Raw genomic sequence first — 18486 nt, forward strand, 5'->3', positions numbered from 1 at the left:
GGTTTACTCCTCTCCCCGCTCGGGCCCGCCACCGGTGCGATACATCTGAGTGGTCGGCGAATGAATCATTCCGGTCGTGGTCGTCTCATTGCCTCCGGTCTCCTGTTTCAGGGCGCGCAGGTCTTCCTTGCTGCCCATGATGTGGATCCACGCGGCCTCGACCCGCAGTGCTGACTCGCGGAAGATCTCGGCCTGTTTCTTGTTGGCGACGTCCAGGACGTGGAAGTACAGGATGCCCGAACCGCGATCGACCTCGATCACCAGCGAACCGGGGATCAAGGCCATGGTGTGCCCCACGGCGGTCATCAACAGGTCATTGTTCTGCCGCAATCTCACGCCGACCACGGCGTTCTGCACGGCAGGTCCCTGAACGAGTGCCAACTTGAACACGTGGAAACTCGCCGTGGCCACCTGCCAAATGAAGGACACCACGAACACCGCGAAGTGGAGCACGTTGAATCGTCCGGACAGTTCAATGGGTGGCAAGGTGAGCGCGCGGGTCACGATGAAGGCCAGGATCAGCCCGAAGGCCAAGTTCCCCAGGCGCCAATCGCCCCAGAGCGCGCCCCACACCACGACCAGCCACAGCAGCAGCGGGATGTCGGCGCGGAACGTACTTTGAAAACGCTTCTGGGTGGGGGAAGTACTCACTGCGCCTCCTCACTCACGCCACCCTGGCCCGCCGGGGCGAAGACGGCGTCGATGTAGCGATCCGGGTGTATCAGGTTCTGTGAGGCGTTGTCGGCCAGGTCGAACAGCGGGCCCGCGAAGACCGTGAGGGCCACACCGACCGCCACCAGAGCGGTCGTTGCGCCCACCATGAAACTCGGCATGAGCAACACGGCACCGCGGCCGGCGAACGTGCTGGACCCGGCACGTTCGGCGGGGCCTGAGGTCCGGGGTTGCTTGCCGTCCACCGTGGTCGAGCGCAGCACGGGGTCCGGGTACTCGGCATCATCCACGCTGCGCAGGAACACGCGAATCCACACGCGGACCAGTGCCAGCAGGGTCAGCAGCGACACGAACACGCTGACACCGACCAGCAGGTAATCCAAGCCGGTTCCACGGCTCACAGCCGCTTCCAGGAGCCCCACCTTGCCCAGGAACCCGGAGAACGGGGGAATACCGCCCAGGTTCAGGGCCGGGATCATGTACAGGATGCCCAGCAACGGTGAAATTTTGAGCATGCCCGCGAGTCGATCCACGTTGGTGGAGCCACCGCGCCGCTCGATCAGACCCGCGACCAGGAACAGGCTGGTTTGGATCACGATGTGGTGGGCAATGTAGTAGACCACCGCCGCCAGTGCTTCCTCGGTCCCCACCGCGATACCGAAGATCATGTACCCGATGTGACTGATCAACGTGAACGAGAGCATACGTTTGATGTCGATCTGCGCCAGTGCACCCAGAATGCCCACCACCATGGTGAGCAGGGCAACCCACATCAAGAGCCCGTTGATCTGCGTTCCGGGGAACAGCAGTGTCTCGGTACGGATGATCGAGTAGACGCCCACCTTGGTCAACAGACCCGCGAACACGGCGGTCACCGGCGCGGAGGCGGTCGGGTAGGAGTCGGGCAACCAGAACGACAGCGGGAAGACCGCGGCCTTCACTCCGAACGCGATGAGCAGCATCAGGTGCAGCTGCATTTGGGTGCCCTGCGGCAGGTCCGCCAGCTTCACGGAGAGATCGGCCATGTTCACGGTGCCCGTGGCGCCGTAAATCATGCTGATCGAGATCAGGAACAGCACGGAGGAGATCACCGAGACCACCACGTACGTGACACCGGCGCGGATGCGCTGCACCGTTCCGCCCATGGTCAACAAGACGTAGGAGGCGGTCAGCAGGATCTCGAAACCCACGTACAGGTTGAACAGGTCTCCGGCCAGGAACGCATTGGAAACACCGGCCACCAGGATCAAGAAGGTGGGGTAGAAAATCGAGATGGGGCCTTCGTCGTCTCCGTCAGCAACGCCCTCACCCGCGGCGTAGATCAACACCGCCAGCGACACGACCACCGAGACCACGAGCATCAGCGCGGACAGTTGGTCCACGACCATCACAATGCCGAAGGGCGCCGCCCACTCACCCAGGTGGACGGCCTGCGGCCCCTGGTTCCACACGGTGATCATGATCAGCACGTTCAGGGCCAGGGTCGCGCTCATGGCGCCGATGGTCACAAAACGTTGCAACCGGTTCCGGTGCACGATCAGCAGGTTCATCGCGGCACCCAGGAACGGAATCACCACGGCCAGCGGAGCCAGCTGTGCGAAGTCATAGCTCATGACCGTTCCTCCCTTCCGGTGTCCTCGGGCCCGTGGCCCTCGAAGCGTTGGCCCTCGGTGTGCTCCACGTAGTCCGGGGACGACGGCGCAGCCAGGTGGTGTGCTCGGTGATGTCCTGGGGACTCAGTTGCTTCCTCTTCGTTGTGGCGTGCGCGTCCCCTTGGCTCATCCGAATCGGTGAATTCGGAGGAGTCCTGGGGCAGGGCGTCGTCGTCCTCGGCGTCGTAGGCGGGCTGCTGGGCGACAAAGCGGTCTTCCAGGTCGTCCTGGATCTCGTCGCGACGCGCCAGGGTCCAGGAGCGGTAGATCATGCTCAGGATGAACGCCGTGGTGGCCAGCGAAATCACGATTGCCGTGAGAATCAATGCTTGCGGTAGGGGGTCGGAGTACTCGGAACCGTCGAGCTCGGAATCATAGAGCGGCGCGAATCCCGGGACCCCGCCCGCGTGCAGGATCAACAAGTTGGTCCCGTTGGTCAGGAGCATGATGCCGAGCAGCACGCGGGTCAGGGAACGTTCCAGGAGCAGGTACACGCCCACGGAATACAGCACGCCCATGACCAGGAGCAATATCACGTTGACAGTCATCCCTGCACCTCCGAGGGGTTGCTGCCCCGGGCCGGAACACCGGAAGCATTGGACGGCTCGGAGTCATCCACGCGGTGCGCGGACACGGACGGGCCGGTTCGGGTCACGCGGATGCGGGAACCGCGGCCCTCCTTGGCTGCGCCGTCGAAGGCCTCACGTTCCTTCCGCTCGTCGATGCGACCGCCCAGGGAGCGGAGGATGTCCAGGACCAGGCCGATCACGATCAGGTACACGCCGACGTCGAAGATCACCGAGGTCACGAACTTCACGTGGCCGAAAATGATCATGTCCCATTCGAACGTGTAGCTCTGCATGACCGTGCCGCCGAACAGGACGGGCGCTATTGCGTAGAGCGAGGCGATGGCCAAGCCCGCGCCCAACATCCAACCGGCGTTGACGGGGGTGGCTCGCTCCAGTTCGTAACGGCCACCGGCCAGATAACGCAGCGTGAGCGCCAGGGCAGCCATGAGGCCACCGGCAAAACCACCGCCTGGGTCGTTGTGGCCGGCGATCAGCAGGTAAATGGACACCATCATGAAGGTGTGGAACAGCAACCGGGCAATCACTTCGAAAATGATGGAGCGGCGTTCGGGTGCCAGGGTGCGCCCGGCCAGGATGAACGGGTCTGCCTCCGGGCGCGAGGTGAACCGCCGCGCGAGGTCCAGTTGCTCGGTGTTCACGTTCTGGGAGTGTGCCGCGGCATTCATGCTGCGGATGATCTTCAGCTCAGACGTGTCAAGCTGATGGCGTTCGCTGCGCAGCCGGTCACCGCGGCTCTTCACGAAGATCAAGGAAGCAATACCGGTGGCCGCGACCACCAGAACGGTGATCTCACCAAAGGTGTCCCAGGCGCGGATGTCGACGAGGATCACGTTGACCACGTTGGCGCCGTTGCCCTGCTCGTAGGCCAGGCGCGGCAGCTCCAGGGAAATCCGCTCGGCGGAACGGGACGAGATCGAGAAAGCGGCCAGGGCCATCATGAACAGGCCGAACACCACCGAGAAGATCACCCGGAGGGCCTTACGACCGGCGGGACGGCGATTCCACAGCGGGCCGGGCAGCGAACGCAACGCCAGGACGAAGGCCACCAGCATGATGGTCTCCACGAGCGTCTGGGTCAGCGCCAGATCGGGGGCGCCTTGCAGGGCGAAGATCAATGCCAGCCCGTAACCGGTCACGGACACCAGCAACACGGCCAGGAACCGCTTACCGGCGGTGAGCACCAGCAGCGCCGCAATGATCATGCCGATACCGGTGACCAGCTGCCCCGGGGAGTCCGCGTAACGGGTGTCGGCCAGCGGAGGGGTCTCGTACCAGAACAATGCAACCAAGGGCACCACGATGGCGGTGACCAGGATGACGGACAGGTAGAACTTCAGCGAACCACGCTGGGTGCGGCCGGTGACCCACACGGCCACCAGGTCCAGGGCGTTGATGATCTTGCGGTAAACGAAGTCACCCGTGGGGACCTCGGGCAGCTTGTCCTGGAACTGTTTCACGTAACGGCGTGCGAGGTGCAGCACCGCACCCACCGCAATGATCAGCGCGGACAATCCGAGGGCCACTGTGAAACCGTGCCACAGCACCAGGTGCACGCCGGACTCGGCGACGTCCGCGAACTCCTCCTGGTAGGGCTTGATGCCGGCTTCCATGGGCCCGGGGAAGAGACCGAACACCACGGTCAGGACGGCGAGAACGGTTGGGGCCACCATGAAACCCCACGGCGCGGGTTTGAAATCACCGATGACCGATTGGCCGTCTGCCGCGGTGTCCAGGTCGGAGAATTGGCCCGACTTGCGGGCAAAGCCACCCCACATGAACCGGGCGCTGTACGCAAAGGTCAGGATGGAACCAACGACCACGCCCACGAGCAGGATCATGCCCAGCGGCTCACCGCTGTGGTCCACGAGACCGGTGAGCACGGCTTCCTTGGTCACGAAGCCGAACAACGGCGGCACACCGGCCATGGAAGCGGCGCCGATGAGCGAGACCACCAAGAGCTTGGGGGCGCTGCGTCCCACGCCCGAGAGTCTGCGGATGTCACGGGTTCCCGCCTGGTGGTCAATGATGCCCACGCACAGGAACAAGGTGGCCTTGAACAGACCGTGCGCCATGACCATTCCCATTCCGGCCATGGCGGTGTCGGCTGAACCGAAGCTGATGACGGCGGTGATGAAGCCCAACTGGCTGACCGTGCCGTAGGCCAGGATCAGTTTGAGGTCGTACTGGCGCAGGGCAACCCAACCACCGAAGATCATGGTGCCCAGGCCCAGGGACACCGTGATGGGTAACCACCAGTCGGTCGCGGCAAAGCCCGGGGCGAAACGCGCCACCAGGTAGATACCGGCCTTGACCATGGCCGCGGCATGCAAGTAGGCGGACACCGGGGTGGGTGCCGCCATGGCCGCGGGGAGCCAGAAGTGGGTGGGGAACAGCGCCGACTTGGAGATCGCGCCGGCCAGGAGCAAAACAATGGCGGCGTTGATGGTGGCCGACGAGGCCATCAGTTCGGGGGCGGCGTCGACGATCTGCGACACCCGGTAGGTCCCGGCGGCCTCGCCGAGCATGATCATGCCCACGAGCATGGCCAGGCCACCCGCGGTGGTGACCACGAGCGCTTGCAGCGCGGCGCGGCGGGCGGCGAGCTTGGTGCGCGAGTAGCTGATCAGCAGGAACGACAGGACCGAGGTGATTTCCCAGAAGACGAACAGCACCAAGAGGTCATCCGCGGTGACCAGACCGAACATGGCTCCCGCGAAGGCCACCAGCTGCGCGGCGAACGCGCCGATGCCATCGGCGTCGGACTTGAAGTAGCGCGCGCAGTACATCAGCACCAGCGCGCCCACGCCCAGGATCAGCAGGCACATCATGTAGGCCAGCGCATCCATGCGGAAGGACAGCGTGATCCCCAGCTGGGGGATCCACTCGAGGGTGCTGTACCACTCGTTGGTCTCCCCGGAGTAAACGCGAGGGGTCTGGGTGAACAGCCAGATCAGCGAGCCGAGCGGCACGAGCGCCACGGCGTAGAAACCCGAACGCCCGGTTCGTTTGAGGATCGCTGGTGCACACAGGGCTGCAAGGCCGTGAATGAGCAACACAGCGAGCATGAGAACCTAACCTCTCTGGAGGTCACGGACAGGTGGACATGACCCCGCGAGGGCACGGCTCTACCCACAACCCACGGGTCGGAAGAATCCTGTCAAGCCTAACAAAGCGCGCATATGCCGCGTCCGCATTTACCTGTGGGTGAACTCCACGTCGGACAGCGCACGCCACGCTGGCCAATTCTTGACCCGCGGCCCGTTCGACGGGCCCTAGTCTGGGGCCATGGCCATTCAAGCGCGGGAGACCACGGGAACACGCACACAGGTCCTCGCCTGGTGCTTGTGGGACACGGGTTCCTCCGCGTTCCACGCGATCATGCTGACCTTCGTCTTCACGGTGTACCTCACCAGTTCGTCCTTCGGTTCCCCCGAGCACACATCGGCCGTCCTGAGCGCGGGCATGGCCATTGCGGGTTTCTTCATTGCCCTGACCGCCCCGTTGATCGGCCAGCGCTCCGACGCGCCCCGTTCCCGTTCCCGGTTCCTCGGCGTCAACACCGTGTTACTTGCGCTCTTCACCGGTCTGGCGTTCTTCGCCCGACCCGAACCCTCGTTCCTGGTCTTCGGCGTTGCAATGATCGCCATCGCGAGCATCGCGGCCGAATTTGCCGAGGTCAGCTACAACGCCATGCTCCCCGGCCTGGCCGGACCCCAAAAAATCGGTGCGGTCTCCGGCTGGGGCTGGGGTGCCGGTTACCTGGGTGGCATCGTGGCGCTGGCATTCGTGCTCTTCGGTTTCGTTCAGCCGGGGTTCCTGGGCATCCCGACCGACCACGCCCTCAATTACCGCTCCGTGGCCCTGTTCAGCGCCGCGTGGGTTCTGGCGTTCTGCCTGCCCCTGATGCTGCGGGCCCGGACCATGCCCTACCGCTGCCTCGAGATCGCCGACGACGTCGCGGCACCCACTCCTCGTCGGGGCATCCTGGCGTCCTACGGGGAGCTCTTCCGGACGATCGCCCGCGTCTGGCGCCGCTCCCCCGCCACCGTGTATTTCTTGCTGTCCTCGGCCATTTTTCGCGACGGACTCGCGGGCATCTTCACGTTCGGCGGCGTGCTCGCGGCCGGAACGTTCGGGTTTTCGATGTCCGAGGTGATCATTTTCGCGGTGGTCGCCAATATCGCCGCGGCCCTCGGTGCGATCGTGGGCGGCAGGTTCGACGACGCCGCCGGCCCCCGCGCGGTGATCGTCGTGTCGTTGCTCGGCATCATGGTCGCCGGTTCCGTCTTGTTGTTCTGGGAGGGACCCACCGCGTTCTGGGTGTGCGGCCTGGCCCTGTGCTTGTTCGTGGGACCGGCTCAAGCGGCGTCGCGAACCTACCTGGGCCGACTGACCCCGTCCGGTCGGGACGGCGAGATGTACGGCCTCTACGCGACCACGGGCCGAGCGGTGAGCTTCCTGGCGCCCACGATGTTCGGTATTTTCGTCACCGCCTTCGGCGCCCAGATCTGGGGCGTCCTCGGGATCCTGAGCGTGGTGGGAGTGGGACTGGTCCTGCTGCTGTTCACACCCAAGCCGCCCAAGGGCTTCACGACCGTTCAGGCCTGATCGGCGGGGCGATCGTCATATCCGTCGAGACGCATATGAACGTCGGCCCAAGAATCGGCACGTTACTCGACCGGCGAGCGGTGAAAATTCACGTGGCTCCGTGAGGCCGTAGGGCCACGCTGTCCCTGATACCGGTTCCCGTAGGCCCCGCTGCCGTACGGATGCTCCGCCGCGGACGAGAGCTGGAAGAAGCACAGCTGCCCCACCTTGGAGCCGGGCCACAGCTTGATGGGCAGCGTGGCCATGTTGGACAGCTCCAGTGTGACGTGCCCGGAGAAACCCGGATCAATGAACCCCGCGGTGGAGTGCGTGAGCAGGCCCAACCTACCCAGGGAGGATTTGCCCTCGAGTCTCGCGGCGACGTCGTCGGGGAGTGTGACCTTCTCGTACGTGGCACCCAGGACGAACTCGCCGGGGTGCAGAACGAACGGTTCCTGGGGATCCACCTCGATCAACCGTGTGAGCTCGGGCTGTTCCTGGGCGGGATCGATGTGTGCGTACTTGTGGTTGTCGAACAACCGGAACCAACGGTCCAGGCGCACGTCCACGCTGGCGGGCTGGATCATGGCGGGGTCGTACGGTTCCAGCCGCACACGGCCGGAATCCATGAGGCTGCGAATGTCACGATCGGAGATGAGCACGCTTACACGGTAATGCACCGGCAATCGTCAGCACTCCCGTGGTCACCGCGCCTCCCCGTACCCGTTGTACGTGGGCGCCGGCCGCGGCCATGACTTCTGTCACCTCGGGTACGAGACCGCCGGGAAGAAAGTCCGGGCGGAAGTTGTTGTAGACTCGGTGGCGTTCAATCGGCCGCAAGGTCTGATCGATACAACGCGCGGCTGTAGCTCAATGGTAGAGCGCACGCTTCCCAAGCCTGATACGCGGGTTCGATTCCCGTCAGCCGCTCCACATATCGCGCCACTGCCCCGGGACACCTTCGAGGACCCGGGGTTCGTGTTAGACATTGCACGCGTCGAGGAGCACCCATGTTGCGCACCATGTTCACTGGAAAGATCCACCGAGCAACCGTCACCCAGGCCGACCTGCACTACGTGGGATCCGTGACCGTGGACCAGGACCTACTGGATGCGGCCAACATTCTTCCGGGCGAACAGGTGTCCATCGTGGACATCAACAATGGTGCCCGGCTCGAGACCTACACGATCGCCGGCGAGCGCGGCAGCGGCGTGATCGGGATCAACGGTGCCGCCGCCCACCTGGTGCAGCCCGGTGATCTGGTGATCCTGATTTCCTACGGACTCATGGACACCGCGGAAGCTCAGAACTACAACCCCCACGTGGTGCACGTGAACGAGAACAACAAGATCGTGGCCCTGGGTTCGGATCCGGCGGACGCCGTCACCGGCGACATGGTTCGCCCGCCCCAGGCGCGGGACCACGCGCGGGCCCAGGAAGACGCCGCTGTAGCGGCACTGTAGCCACCACGGTGCTTCTCGGTTCCCCAGACCCCGGGGTCGTGCGCGACGAACGACCCTTACCCGAGAGAACACGCCCATGAGCGGCGTGTTTTCCGGGTTTTTCATCATTTGGGCCGTCATCGGCGTGGGATTCCTGGTGGGCCGCTCCGGTTTTCTGGGCCCGCACGGACAGGTAGTACTGTCCAAACTCGCGTTCTACGTGGCCTCCCCGCCGCTGTTGTTCCTCACCATCTCGCAGGCGGACGTTGCGCAGATCCTGTCCACTCCCCTGCTGATCGCCATGCTCTCCGCGTGGTTGACCATGGGCCTGTACGCGGGCGTCTCACGCTTCGCGTTCAAACGTGATGCCGCCACCGTGGTGATGGGATCCCAGGCCGCCGGTCAGGTCAACGCCGCCAACCTGGGCATCCCCATTGCCGTGTTCGTCCTGGGGGACGCGTCCCAGGTGGCCCCCGTAATGTTGTTCCAGCTGGCCATCAACTCACCCCTCTATCTCACGGCCATGGACACCCTCACCGACGGCGCCAGACCCACCCCGGGCTCGATTCTCAAGAACACGTTCACCAATCCACTGATCGTGGGGTCCCTGTTGGGCATCCTGTTCGGAGCCACCGGATGGCACCTGCCCGATCTGGTGCTGCAGCCCGTTGAACTGGTCGCCGGCGCAAGCATCCCCGCCATGCTGCTGGCCTTCGGCATGTCCCTGGTGGGCTCACGACCCCTGTCGGACAAGCGCGAACGCATGGACACTCTGCTTGCCTCCGCGGCAAAGTTGTTCGTCCACCCCGCGCTCGCCCTGCTCTTGGGGCACCTCCTGGGGCTCGAGGGTCATGCCCTGTACGCCACGGTGATCATGGCATCCCTGCCCACTGCTCAAAATCTCTACGTGGCGGCGGTACGGTATAAACGCGCAACCACTGTGAGCCGTGACACGGTCCTGGTCACCACGGTGTTCTCGATGGTCACCATGGCAATCATTGCCGTAGTGCTTTCGTGACCGCGTCGGTCGACAGGTGTGAGATGCCTCACCCATAGACTGAGTAAATGCTGAGCAGCCTGATGACCCTTGCGGGTCCATGGGCTCACAGCCCAGTGGATGACCTTGTCACAGGGGAGGAATCATAGTGAAAGCCACTCACACACCACGCAGGGCGCGGAGGGGACGCCGGATCCGCAGTGCGGTTGCGCTCGCGGGCGCGTCGGCAATGTTGCTGACGGCGTGCGGTTCGCAAGAATCGGGCCCGCCCACGCTGACGTGGTACATCAACCCGGACGACGGCGGGCAGGCCACCATTGCGGAACAATGCTCCGCGGCCTCTGACGGGAAGTACGAGATCGAAACGTCCCTGCTGCCCCGCGATGCGTCCTCGCAGCGAGAGCAGTTGGCCCGGCGATTGGCCGCCGGCGACACGTCCATGGACATCATGAGCCTGGACCCGCCGTTCGTTCCCGAGCTCGCCGAGCCCGGGTTCCTGGCCAAGCCGCCGGCGGACGTGGTCGAAAGGACCACCTCGGACACCCTGGACGGCCCACTCGAGGGCGCCAAGTGGGACGGTGAGATCGTGGCCGTACCGTTCTGGGCCAACACCCAGTTGCTCTGGTACCGCAAGTCGGTCGCACAAGCCGCCGGTCTGGACATGTCCAAGCCGGTCACGTGGGATCAAATCATTGACGCCGCACGCAGCCAGGACAAGTATTTGGGCGTTCAAGGCACCCAGGCCGAGTCCATGACCGTGTGGGTCAACGGACTGGTCGCCTCGGCCGGCGGCCAGATCATCACCTCCGGCGAAGAGGGCCAGGACGCAGAAATCACCTTGGACAGCGAGGCCGGTGAGAAGGCTGCCGAGATCGTGGGCACCATTGGCGAGGAGGGCCTGGGCGGACCGGGTCTACCCACCCAGGACGAAAACTCATCCATGATCCAGTTCCAGGGGGACATGGGCTCGTTCATGGTGAACTGGCCCTTCGTCTGGGCGGCGTCCAACGCCGCCGTGGAAGAAGGTTCGCTGGACAAGTCCCTGGTGGACGATATCGGCTGGGCCCAATGGCCCCGCGTCGATGCCGACACCCCGTCCGCCCCTCCGCTGGGTGGTATCAACATTGGTGTGGGTGCCACTTCCGAAAACCAGGATCTCGCCTGGGAGGCTGTGGAGTGCATCGTCACCCCGGAACACCAGTCGCAGTACTTCGCGACCAACGGCAACCCGCCGTCCTCCGCCAAGGCCTTTGACGACGCCGCGGTGCGTGAGGCGTACCCGCAGGCGTCGGTCATTCGGGAATCCCTGGACAACGCGGCACCGCGCCCGCAGACTCCGTACTACAACGAGATTTCCACCGCCATTCAGCAGGAGTGGACGCCACCGCAGAGCGTGAACGAGAACACGCCTAAAGAGACCACTGCCTTTATTGAGCAAGTCCTGAAGGGAGATGCGCTGCTGTGAGTACCACCGTCGATTCTTCGACCCGAGCACCTGGGACCCAAGCGCCCAAGGCCAAACGACAGATTTCGGACCGCGTCCGGGCGGAGCGAAAGCTCGGTTGGCTGCTGGCCGGCCCCGCGTTCATCATCATGTTGCTGGTGACCCTGTACCCCATTGTGCAGGCCCTGTACGACTCCCTGTTCTCCTTCCGCCTCACCGCACCCGGGGACAAGGAATTCGTGTTCCTGGGCAACTACGCCACGGTTTTCTCCGACTCCCTGTTCTGGCAGGACCTGGGTGTCACCCTGTTGATCACAGTGGTCACCGTGCTCGTGGAACTCGTGCTGGGTCTGGCCCTCGCACTGGTCATGCACAGTGCGATCAAGGCCACCCGCGGCCTGCTGCGCACCGCGATCCTGGTGCCCTATGGAATCATCACCGTGGTCTCCGCGTTCGCGTGGTTCTACGCGTTCGACATCACCACCGGTTACGTCAACAACTGGTTCGACTGGGTTCCCGGTATCGGACCGGACTTCAACTGGTTTGCTTCTCAGGGTCCCGCGTTGACCATCATCATGGCGTCCGAGATCTGGAAGACCACCCCGTTCATCTCGCTGTTGCTGCTCTCCGGGTTGGCACAGGTTCCGGGGGAACTCTCCGAAGCGGCCCGTGTGGACGGTGCCTCCGCGTGGCAGCGCCTGACCAAGGTGATCCTGCCGAACATGAAGGCCGCCATCATGGTGGCCGTGGTGTTCCGCGCGCTGGACGCGTTCCGTATTTTCGACAACATTTTCATCATGACCCAGGGCCAGTACGGCACGGAGGCGCTCTCGCTGCTCGCGTATCGAACCTCCATCGGACGCCTGGAAATCGGCCTCGGCTCGGCGATCTCCGTGATCTTGTTCCTGTGCGTGATGCTCATAGCTCTCACCGCGATCAAGGTCTTCAAGGTGGATCTTGCCGGCAGTGGGAAGGGGAGGTAACCCGCCATGTTGAGCACTAAACAAAAGGTCGGATGGGCCATTGTCACCGTATTGGTGCTGATCTACGCACTGTTCCCGGTGCTGTCGATCCTGATGACCTCGTTCAAGACCCCTGCCGATCTGAGCTCCGGCAAGTTCTTGCCCGCCCAGTTCGTCACCGACAACTACGAGCAGATCTTCGTGGGCGACGCCAAGGATCTGTTCCTTCCCGCGCTGCGGAACTCGATCGGTATCTCACTGATCGCCACGTTCATCGCGGTGGTGCTGGCCACCCTGTGCGCCTACGCGATCGCCCGCCTGGACTTCCCGGGTAAGCGGATCGTGCTGACCACCGCGCTGATGGTGTCCATGTTCCCGGTGATCTCCATTGTCACCCCGCTGTTCAACCTGTGGCGTCAGGTGGGCCTGTACGACACCTGGCTCGGTCTGATCATTCCTTACCTGTCCCTGACCCTTCCCATCTCCATTTGGACGCTGGCGGCCTTTTTCCAGCAGATCCCGTGGGACTTGGAGCGGGCGGCCCAGGTCGACGGCGCTTCCACATGGCAGGCGTTCCGCAAGGTGATCGTTCCGCTGACCGCCCCGGGTGTGTTCACCACCGCGATCATTGCGTTCTTCATTGCGTGGAACGACTTCGTCTACGGAATCGGTCTGACCTCCACGTCGGCGGCGCGCCCCGTGCCGGCGGCGCTGGCCTTCTTCACGGGCGCGTCGCAGTTCGAGGATCCCGCCGGTGCCATTTCCGCCGCCGCGATCATCGTGACCATCCCCGTGGTGCTGTTGGTCCTGGCCTTCCAGCGCCAAATCGTTTCCGGCCTGACCCAGGGCGCGGTCAAGGGTTGATCCCACCGGTGCCTCAACACTTCAAGCTCAAGCACAGTAAGGACTGAGTAGACATGGCAGCTATTACCATGCAGAACCTCGTCAAGAAGTACGACGACGGTTTTCCGGCGGTCAACGACGTCTCCATCGACGTGGCCGACGGCGAATTTTTGATCCTCGTGGGCCCCTCGGGTTGTGGTAAGTCCACCCTCCTGCGCATGGTCGTGGGACTCGAGGACATCACCAGCGGCGAGTTGCTCATCGACGGCGAGCGCGTCAACGACAAGGCTCCCCGCGACCGCAACCTGTCCATGGTGTTCCAGAACTACGCCCTGTATCCGCACCTGACCGTCTACGAGAACATTGCGTTCCCGTTGCGGTTGTCCAAGGGTCAGTTCTCCAACGACGAGATCGACCGTAAGGTCCGTGCGGCGTCGGACACCCTGGACCTGGACGAGCACCTGGAGCGCAAGCCGGCCAACCTGTCCGGCGGTCAGCGGCAGCGTGTGGCCATGGGCCGCGCGATCGTGCGTGACGCGGATGCGTTCCTCTTCGACGAGCCGCTGTCCAACCTGGACGCCAAGCTCCGTGGTCAGATGCGCACGGAGATCGCCCAGTTGCAGCGCCGGATGGGCATCACCTCCATTTACGTGACCCACGACCAGACCGAGGCCATGACCCTCGGTGACCGCGTGGCAGTGCTCAAGAAGGGCGTGCTGCAGCAGATCGCGTCCCCGCGTGAGCTCTACGAACAGCCGGTCAACTTGTTCGTGGCGGGCTTCATCGGAGCGCCCTCCATGAACTTCTTGCCGGCGCGCATCGAGGGCAACGTGTTCAAGACACCCATTGGTGACATCGAGGTACCGCAGCGGGTGCAGCAGAAGGTGTCGGGCAAGAGCGACATCGTGCTGTTGGGTCTGCGCCCCGAGCACTTCGAGGACTCCAAGTTCGTGGACGAGGCCAAGGTGCCCCACGGCACCACGTTCGAGGCCGAGTTCACCCACACCGAGTGGCTGGGTAACCAGCAGTACGGCTACAGACAGTTCGAGCAGGACCAGGCCGTCAAGCACAAGCTCGACGAGCTGGCCAAGGACTTGGACGCGGACGAGATGCCTTCGCAGGTGGTCGTGTCCCTGGACGCCTCCTCCCGCATCCGCGGCGGCACGGCGGCCAACATCTGGTTGGACGCACGACGCATGCACGTGTTCGATCCCGAGACCGGTGAGAACCTCACCCGCGACGAGGAGGCCGGTGCGGAGTTGACCCGCGAGGCCACCGAGGAGCGCGAGGCGGAGATCGAGCGCGCTCGGCAGAAGGCCGACCGCGAGTCGGACAGTGGTGTTCGCAACGCCGCCGGCGACGGATCCGAGTTGGGTGGTCGACACCGCGCGGCCGGCGCGGCCGGGCAGGGCGGCAGCACCAGCGTCTGACACCCGCCAAGCATTCATGACCGCCGACGCCGCGGTGAGACTCCTCCGGGACGTCTCACCGCGGCGTCGGCGTGTGTGCGGTTATTACTGGAACGTGGTCTGGACGAAGGTCAGCCAGACAACCAGCGCGATCACGAGCACCAGGGCCAGCGAGGACGCAGCGTAGCGCAGCCGCGGATAGCGCACGTGCCAGGAAACGAGCGCGGGCCAATGCGTGCTGACCTGCTCGGGGGTGGCCTGTTTGAAGTTCACGTGCTGCGCGCCGGACAGGTCCGCGAAACTCTTGAGCGAGGTTGTATCCCACACGATTCCGTCGAGCGCCATGGCACGCTTGCCGGTCTCGGTCACGAGCCACAAGTAGGGCCTACCCCGGGGCTTACCCGATGTGGGGCGCGGAGGCAGAAGTTTGTCCACCGTGACCACCTGATGGACCCTGTCGCGGGGTACGGCGTGGAATCCGATCCAGCGCGACTTGAGGAAGTGCGTCCGGGTGATCACCGTCAGCGCGGGGCGCAGGTACCCGTAGGCAATGACCCCTCCGGCCAAGGCCAGCAGGATCAGCACCGCGATCACAGGCCCGCGCGGGCGGCGGTAGTACAGCGCCAGCAAAGCCACGGCCACTAGGAGCAATGGAGGCACGGCGGCCCAGATCCGGCGGCCGTACGAGGTGATGCGCGGGTGGAAGATGTGCTGCGGAACCGAGTACTTCTCCGGAACCTGTCGGACTGTTTCTGCCATGGCGTACTGAGATTCTCCCGCTGACGTCGGTGTGGGCCCGCACCAGCTTAACCGGCGCAGCACACTGGATCGGACGGTCGGATCGCCGGATCGCGCCATCTAGCGACTCGCACCTGCCGATGGACTAACGTGATGATTCATGGAACGAACCGACCGCGTACTGAAGGCCGTAGGGGCATGGCTCTTCCTCATCCTGCTCTCGGTTGCCGCGGCGGCGGTCACGATCGCCCTGGTCAACAAGTACCAGTACGGGCCGGAAACGGACGTCAAGGCCTATTTCGAGGCGCTCCAGGCCGGCGACGGCGCGGCGGCCCTCGGCGCGCTCAACGCCGAGGTCCCGGATTCGAACGCGGCCCTGTTGGACGGTGAGCCGTTGGAGGCGGCGGCGGAGACATTGGACGACGTGTCGATCTCCACCGTGTCCTCCTCCGGCGACCAGGCCGTGGTCCGTGCGGACTACACCCTGGACGGTCAGGAACACAGTTCCGAGTTCACCCTCCACCCGGCGGACACCCAGTGGGGGTTCTTCACCGTGTGGGACTTCGACCGCACCACCCTGCCCACCATGCGCGTGACCATGGCCGGTTCCACCTCGGTGGACATCAACGGCGAGTCCGTGGCACTGACCGATTCCGCACGTGACTTCGCGGTGTTCTACCCCGGCGTGTACACCGGTTCCTTCACCTCCGCCATGGTGACGGCGGAGCCCGAACGGACTCTGGTGACCGACCCCGGCACCCAAGCCGACCTGGAACTGGTCGCCAGCCCGTCGGACGAGCTGACATCGCAGGTCAGCGGGCAGATCAAGACGTACCTGGACAACTGCGCCGGGCAGGACACCCTGTACCCCGCCGGCTGCCCGTTCTCCTACGAGTTCACGGGGCGCGTCCTGGACGACGTGCAGTGGTCCATCACCGAGTACCCGGAACCCGAGGTGCGTCTGGGCGGACCCACGGCGGACCGGTGGACCCTCATGGACGCCCCCGGCACGGCCAAGATCGAGTTCACCTCCGTCAACCTCTTCGACGGGAAAACCAGCAAAGTGTCCGAGGACGTGCCCTTCACGTTCAAGGGCGATCTGGTGGTCACCGAGGACAAAGCCACGGTCACACCCGAGCCGTGAACCGCGGCGGGATCAGTCCAGCCCGCGCAGCTCCAGGGTCAGCTCGGACTCGGCGTCATCCGACACCGTAAAAGGAATCCCCCAGTCCTGCTGGTACAGGTGGCACGCGGCGTGTTCGGGTATCTCGCCGTCCGGGGAGCCGTCGCACGCGGCCGCGCGAGCGGTGATGTGCAGAACCCCCTCGCTCACACCGTCCGCCAGCCGCAGCGTGCGCGTCAGACCCTGTGCGGTCCCGTGGCCCTCGACGAGCGCCTCGGCCGGTGAGGACGAGACCTTCAGCTGCGTGGGATCACCCCAGCGGTTGTCCAACTTCTGTCCGGCGGGAGCGGAGAACCGCACCGTCAGGCCCAGTTCACCCGGCGCGATCGGGGTGCGCTTGCGCTGCATCTGCGCGGCACCCTCGTCCACGGTCTGGGCGTCCTTGGGTACCGGGACGCGCACCAGCCGATGGGCGTTGGCCTCCACGACGACCAGCACGGGGTGATCCTGCGAGTCGTCCAGGATCACCCCGGAGGGTTCGGCCAGACCGCGGGTCAGGGTGGAGACCTCCTCGGTCGAAGGATCGTACCGGCGGATCGCACCGTTGTAGGTGTCCGCGATGGCCACGGAGTTATCGGGCAGAACGGCCACGCCCAGGCAGTGCTGCAGGCGGGCCTGGGCTGCGGCGCCGTCGCGGAAGCCGAAGTCGAACAGGCCCTCACCAATGGGGCTGTCCACGCGGGACACCGCACCGGACTCGTCGAAGCGCACGCGGCGCAACGCCGAGGACTCGGAGTCCGCGACCCACACCGTGCCGGAGGCATCCTGCGCCAGACCCGAGGGCTGGGCGAACCAGGACTCGGTGGCCGCGCCGTCGCGCAGGCCCTCGTCCCCGGTACCCGCGAGCACGGCCAGTTGACCCGTGCGCGGGTCGAAGGAGAACAGCTGGTGCGTACCGGCCATCGCGATCACCAGGGCATCCGCCGCGGTGGACCACAACACGTCCCACGGCGAGGACAGCGCAACGTCCGTGGGAGCGGCGTCGGCGGGGACCTCGTTCGGATCCACCCCGCGAGCGCGGGCGTCGTCCAGGAGGCGCTGCACGCCGTTACCGGCCAGGGTGCGCACCGCACCCGTGGACAGCTCCACACCGCGCAGGCGGTGATTGACGGTGTCCGCAACGATCAGGTCGTACCCGAGATCCGCGCGCACGGACTCGGGCAGCAGGGCCACCCCCTGGGGCTCGTTGAAGCGGGCGGCATCCGCCGGGCCGTCGGCCCACCCCTTGGTGCCGGAACCGATCGCTCGACGCACCGTGGTGAGATCGTCCTCGAGCTGCACCAGCCGGTGGTGGCCGGTATCGGTGACCATGAAGGAGCCGTCCGGCAAGCGCACGGATTTACCCGGGAAACGCAGGTCACCCTCGGGGCGCGGGCGCGGCACGTAGGGGCCGTCACCGCGGTGCAGGGTGCCCTTGGCGTCGTGCTCGGCCACGAGCTCCTCCACCAATGATTCCAGGCCCTGCACGTGGCCCTCACCGGACAGGTGCGCCACAATGTAGCCCTCGGGATCCAACACCACCAGGGTGGGCCAGGCGCGGGCGGTGTAGGCGTCCCAGGTCTTCAGCTCGGGGTCGTCCAACACGGGGTGGGTGATCTCATAACGATCCACCGCGGCGGCCAGCGCCCGGGGATCGGCCTCGTGCTCGAACTTGGGCGAGTGCACGCCCACGGTCACCAGCACGTCCGAATACTTCTCCTCGAGCGGGCGCAGCTCATCCAGCACGTGCAGACAATTGATGCAGCAGAAGGACCAGAAGTCCAATACCACGATCTTGCCGCGCAGGGCTTCCAGATCCAGCTGCCGGTCGCCGGTGTTGAGCCAGGCGCGGCCGGTGAGCTCAGAAGCTCGGACGGGGGTTGTGCTCCGCTGTGTCTTCACAGTGTGATGAGTCCTTCCAGGCATGCAAAAATCGGTCTTTCACAGCAACGTTAGCCGCCGCGCGCATCTTCCCGGGCGCGCGCCTT

15 protein-coding genes and 1 tRNA gene are annotated in these 18486 nt (G+C 64.8%); 9 read left to right on the forward strand and 7 right to left on the reverse strand.

Annotation, left to right across the window (positions count from 1 at the left end; all coding sequences use genetic code 11):
* Positions 1-3: 3 nt before the first annotated feature.
* From ABEA06_RS00920 to ABEA06_RS00935, 4 genes are read right to left on the reverse strand one after another with little or no spacing between them, the layout of a single operon-like run.
* Entirely contained in the window at positions 4-651 is a 648-nt protein-coding gene (locus ABEA06_RS00920) for a Na+/H+ antiporter subunit E (RefSeq protein WP_345310261.1), read from the reverse strand.
* Positions 648-2285 (reverse strand): Na+/H+ antiporter subunit D, encoded by a 1638-nt coding sequence (locus ABEA06_RS00925; RefSeq protein WP_345310262.1) that lies wholly within the window; start codon positions 2283-2285, stop codon positions 648-650. The genes ABEA06_RS00920 and ABEA06_RS00925 overlap by 4 nt, the downstream gene beginning before the upstream one ends.
* Positions 2282-2872 (reverse strand): Na(+)/H(+) antiporter subunit C, encoded by a 591-nt coding sequence (locus ABEA06_RS00930; RefSeq protein ID WP_303382346.1) that lies wholly within the window; start codon positions 2870-2872, stop codon positions 2282-2284. Before ABEA06_RS00930 ends, ABEA06_RS00925 begins: the two co-directional genes overlap by 4 nt.
* Complete coding sequence (locus ABEA06_RS00935) at positions 2869-5979, reverse strand: Na+/H+ antiporter subunit A (protein ID WP_345310263.1); 3111 nt, start codon at positions 5977-5979, stop codon at positions 2869-2871. The genes ABEA06_RS00930 and ABEA06_RS00935 overlap by 4 nt, the downstream gene beginning before the upstream one ends.
* Positions 5980-6199: 220 nt before the next feature.
* On the opposite strand from ABEA06_RS00935, the gene ABEA06_RS00940 reads away from it, so the two are divergent.
* A complete protein-coding gene (locus tag ABEA06_RS00940) occupies positions 6200-7522 on the forward strand; it encodes an MFS transporter (protein WP_345310264.1) in 1323 nt (440 codons plus the stop codon).
* Between the two features lie 62 nt (positions 7523-7584).
* Here ABEA06_RS00940 and dcd read toward each other — a convergent pair whose 3' ends face one another.
* Entirely contained in the window at positions 7585-8163 is a 579-nt protein-coding gene (dcd, locus tag ABEA06_RS00945; protein ID WP_095796635.1) for a dCTP deaminase, read from the reverse strand.
* Between the two features lie 197 nt (positions 8164-8360).
* On the opposite strand from dcd, the gene ABEA06_RS00950 reads away from it, so the two are divergent.
* The 7 genes from ABEA06_RS00950 (at position 8361) to ABEA06_RS00980 (ending at position 14619) form a co-directional block, all read left to right on the forward strand.
* A tRNA-Gly gene (locus tag ABEA06_RS00950) sits at positions 8361-8434 on the forward strand.
* A 77-nt stretch (positions 8435-8511) separates the two neighbouring features.
* Positions 8512-8964 (forward strand): aspartate 1-decarboxylase, encoded by a 453-nt coding sequence (gene panD, locus ABEA06_RS00955; RefSeq protein WP_129699563.1) that lies wholly within the window; start codon positions 8512-8514, stop codon positions 8962-8964.
* 76 nt (positions 8965-9040) lie between these two features.
* A complete protein-coding gene (locus ABEA06_RS00960; protein ID WP_345310265.1) occupies positions 9041-9961 on the forward strand; it encodes an AEC family transporter in 921 nt (306 codons plus the stop codon).
* A gap of 127 nt (positions 9962-10088) precedes the next feature.
* On the forward strand, positions 10089-11405 hold the full coding sequence (locus ABEA06_RS00965; protein ID WP_345310266.1) for an extracellular solute-binding protein: 1317 nt from the start codon (positions 10089-10091) through the stop codon (positions 11403-11405).
* Positions 11402-12367 (forward strand): carbohydrate ABC transporter permease, encoded by a 966-nt coding sequence (locus ABEA06_RS00970; RefSeq protein WP_312395753.1) that lies wholly within the window; start codon positions 11402-11404, stop codon positions 12365-12367. Before ABEA06_RS00965 ends, ABEA06_RS00970 begins: the two co-directional genes overlap by 4 nt.
* A 6-nt stretch (positions 12368-12373) precedes the next feature.
* Positions 12374-13210: a carbohydrate ABC transporter permease gene (locus tag ABEA06_RS00975; RefSeq protein WP_345310267.1), complete on the forward strand. Its 837-nt coding sequence runs from the start codon at positions 12374-12376 to the stop codon at positions 13208-13210.
* 53 nt (positions 13211-13263) lie between these two features.
* A complete protein-coding gene (locus tag ABEA06_RS00980) occupies positions 13264-14619 on the forward strand; it encodes an ABC transporter ATP-binding protein (protein ID WP_345310268.1) in 1356 nt (451 codons plus the stop codon).
* 84 nt (positions 14620-14703) lie between these two features.
* Here the strand turns inward: ABEA06_RS00980 and ABEA06_RS00985 are convergent, their stop codons facing one another.
* On the reverse strand, positions 14704-15357 hold the full coding sequence (locus tag ABEA06_RS00985) for a hypothetical protein (protein ID WP_345310269.1): 654 nt from the start codon (positions 15355-15357) through the stop codon (positions 14704-14706).
* Between the two features lie 139 nt (positions 15358-15496).
* Between ABEA06_RS00985 and ABEA06_RS00990 the strand changes: the two genes are divergently transcribed.
* The gene (locus ABEA06_RS00990) at positions 15497-16480 is read left to right on the forward strand and encodes a hypothetical protein (RefSeq protein WP_345310270.1); all 984 of its coding nucleotides are present in this window, start codon (positions 15497-15499) and stop codon (positions 16478-16480) included.
* A 12-nt stretch (positions 16481-16492) separates the two neighbouring features.
* Here ABEA06_RS00990 and ABEA06_RS00995 read toward each other — a convergent pair whose 3' ends face one another.
* The gene (locus tag ABEA06_RS00995) at positions 16493-18424 is read right to left on the reverse strand and encodes an NHL domain-containing thioredoxin family protein (protein ID WP_312395425.1); all 1932 of its coding nucleotides are present in this window, start codon (positions 18422-18424) and stop codon (positions 16493-16495) included.
* Between the last annotated feature and the right edge of the window lie 62 nt (positions 18425-18486).

The sequence above is a fragment of the Kocuria gwangalliensis genome (assembly GCF_039544365.1).
GTDB classification, from domain to species: domain Bacteria; phylum Actinomycetota; class Actinomycetes; order Actinomycetales; family Micrococcaceae; genus Kocuria; species Kocuria gwangalliensis.

What these genes read in the sequence shown, in the direction of transcription:
- ABEA06_RS00925 (WP_345310262.1), bottom strand. Translation starts at nt 2,285, where the DNA reads ATGAGCTATGACTTCGCACAGCTGGCTCCGCTGGCCGTGGTGATTCCG.
- ABEA06_RS00930 (WP_303382346.1), bottom strand. Translation starts at nt 2,872, where the DNA reads ATGACTGTCAACGTGATATTGCTCCTGGTCATGGGCGTGCTGTATTCC.
- ABEA06_RS00935 (WP_345310263.1), bottom strand. Translation starts at nt 5,979, where the DNA reads ATGCTCGCTGTGTTGCTCATTCACGGCCTTGCAGCCCTGTGTGCACCA.
- ABEA06_RS00940 (WP_345310264.1), top strand. Translation starts at nt 6,200, where the DNA reads ATGGCCATTCAAGCGCGGGAGACCACGGGAACACGCACACAGGTCCTC.
- panD (WP_129699563.1), top strand. Translation starts at nt 8,512, where the DNA reads ATGTTGCGCACCATGTTCACTGGAAAGATCCACCGAGCAACCGTCACC.
- ABEA06_RS00960 (WP_345310265.1), top strand. Translation starts at nt 9,041, where the DNA reads ATGAGCGGCGTGTTTTCCGGGTTTTTCATCATTTGGGCCGTCATCGGC.
- ABEA06_RS00975 (WP_345310267.1), top strand. Translation starts at nt 12,374, where the DNA reads ATGTTGAGCACTAAACAAAAGGTCGGATGGGCCATTGTCACCGTATTG.
- ABEA06_RS00980 (WP_345310268.1), top strand. Translation starts at nt 13,264, where the DNA reads ATGGCAGCTATTACCATGCAGAACCTCGTCAAGAAGTACGACGACGGT.
- ABEA06_RS00985 (WP_345310269.1), bottom strand. Translation starts at nt 15,357, where the DNA reads ATGGCAGAAACAGTCCGACAGGTTCCGGAGAAGTACTCGGTTCCGCAG.
- ABEA06_RS00990 (WP_345310270.1), top strand. Translation starts at nt 15,497, where the DNA reads ATGGAACGAACCGACCGCGTACTGAAGGCCGTAGGGGCATGGCTCTTC.
- ABEA06_RS00995 (WP_312395425.1), bottom strand. Translation starts at nt 18,424, where the DNA reads ATGCCTGGAAGGACTCATCACACTGTGAAGACACAGCGGAGCACAACC.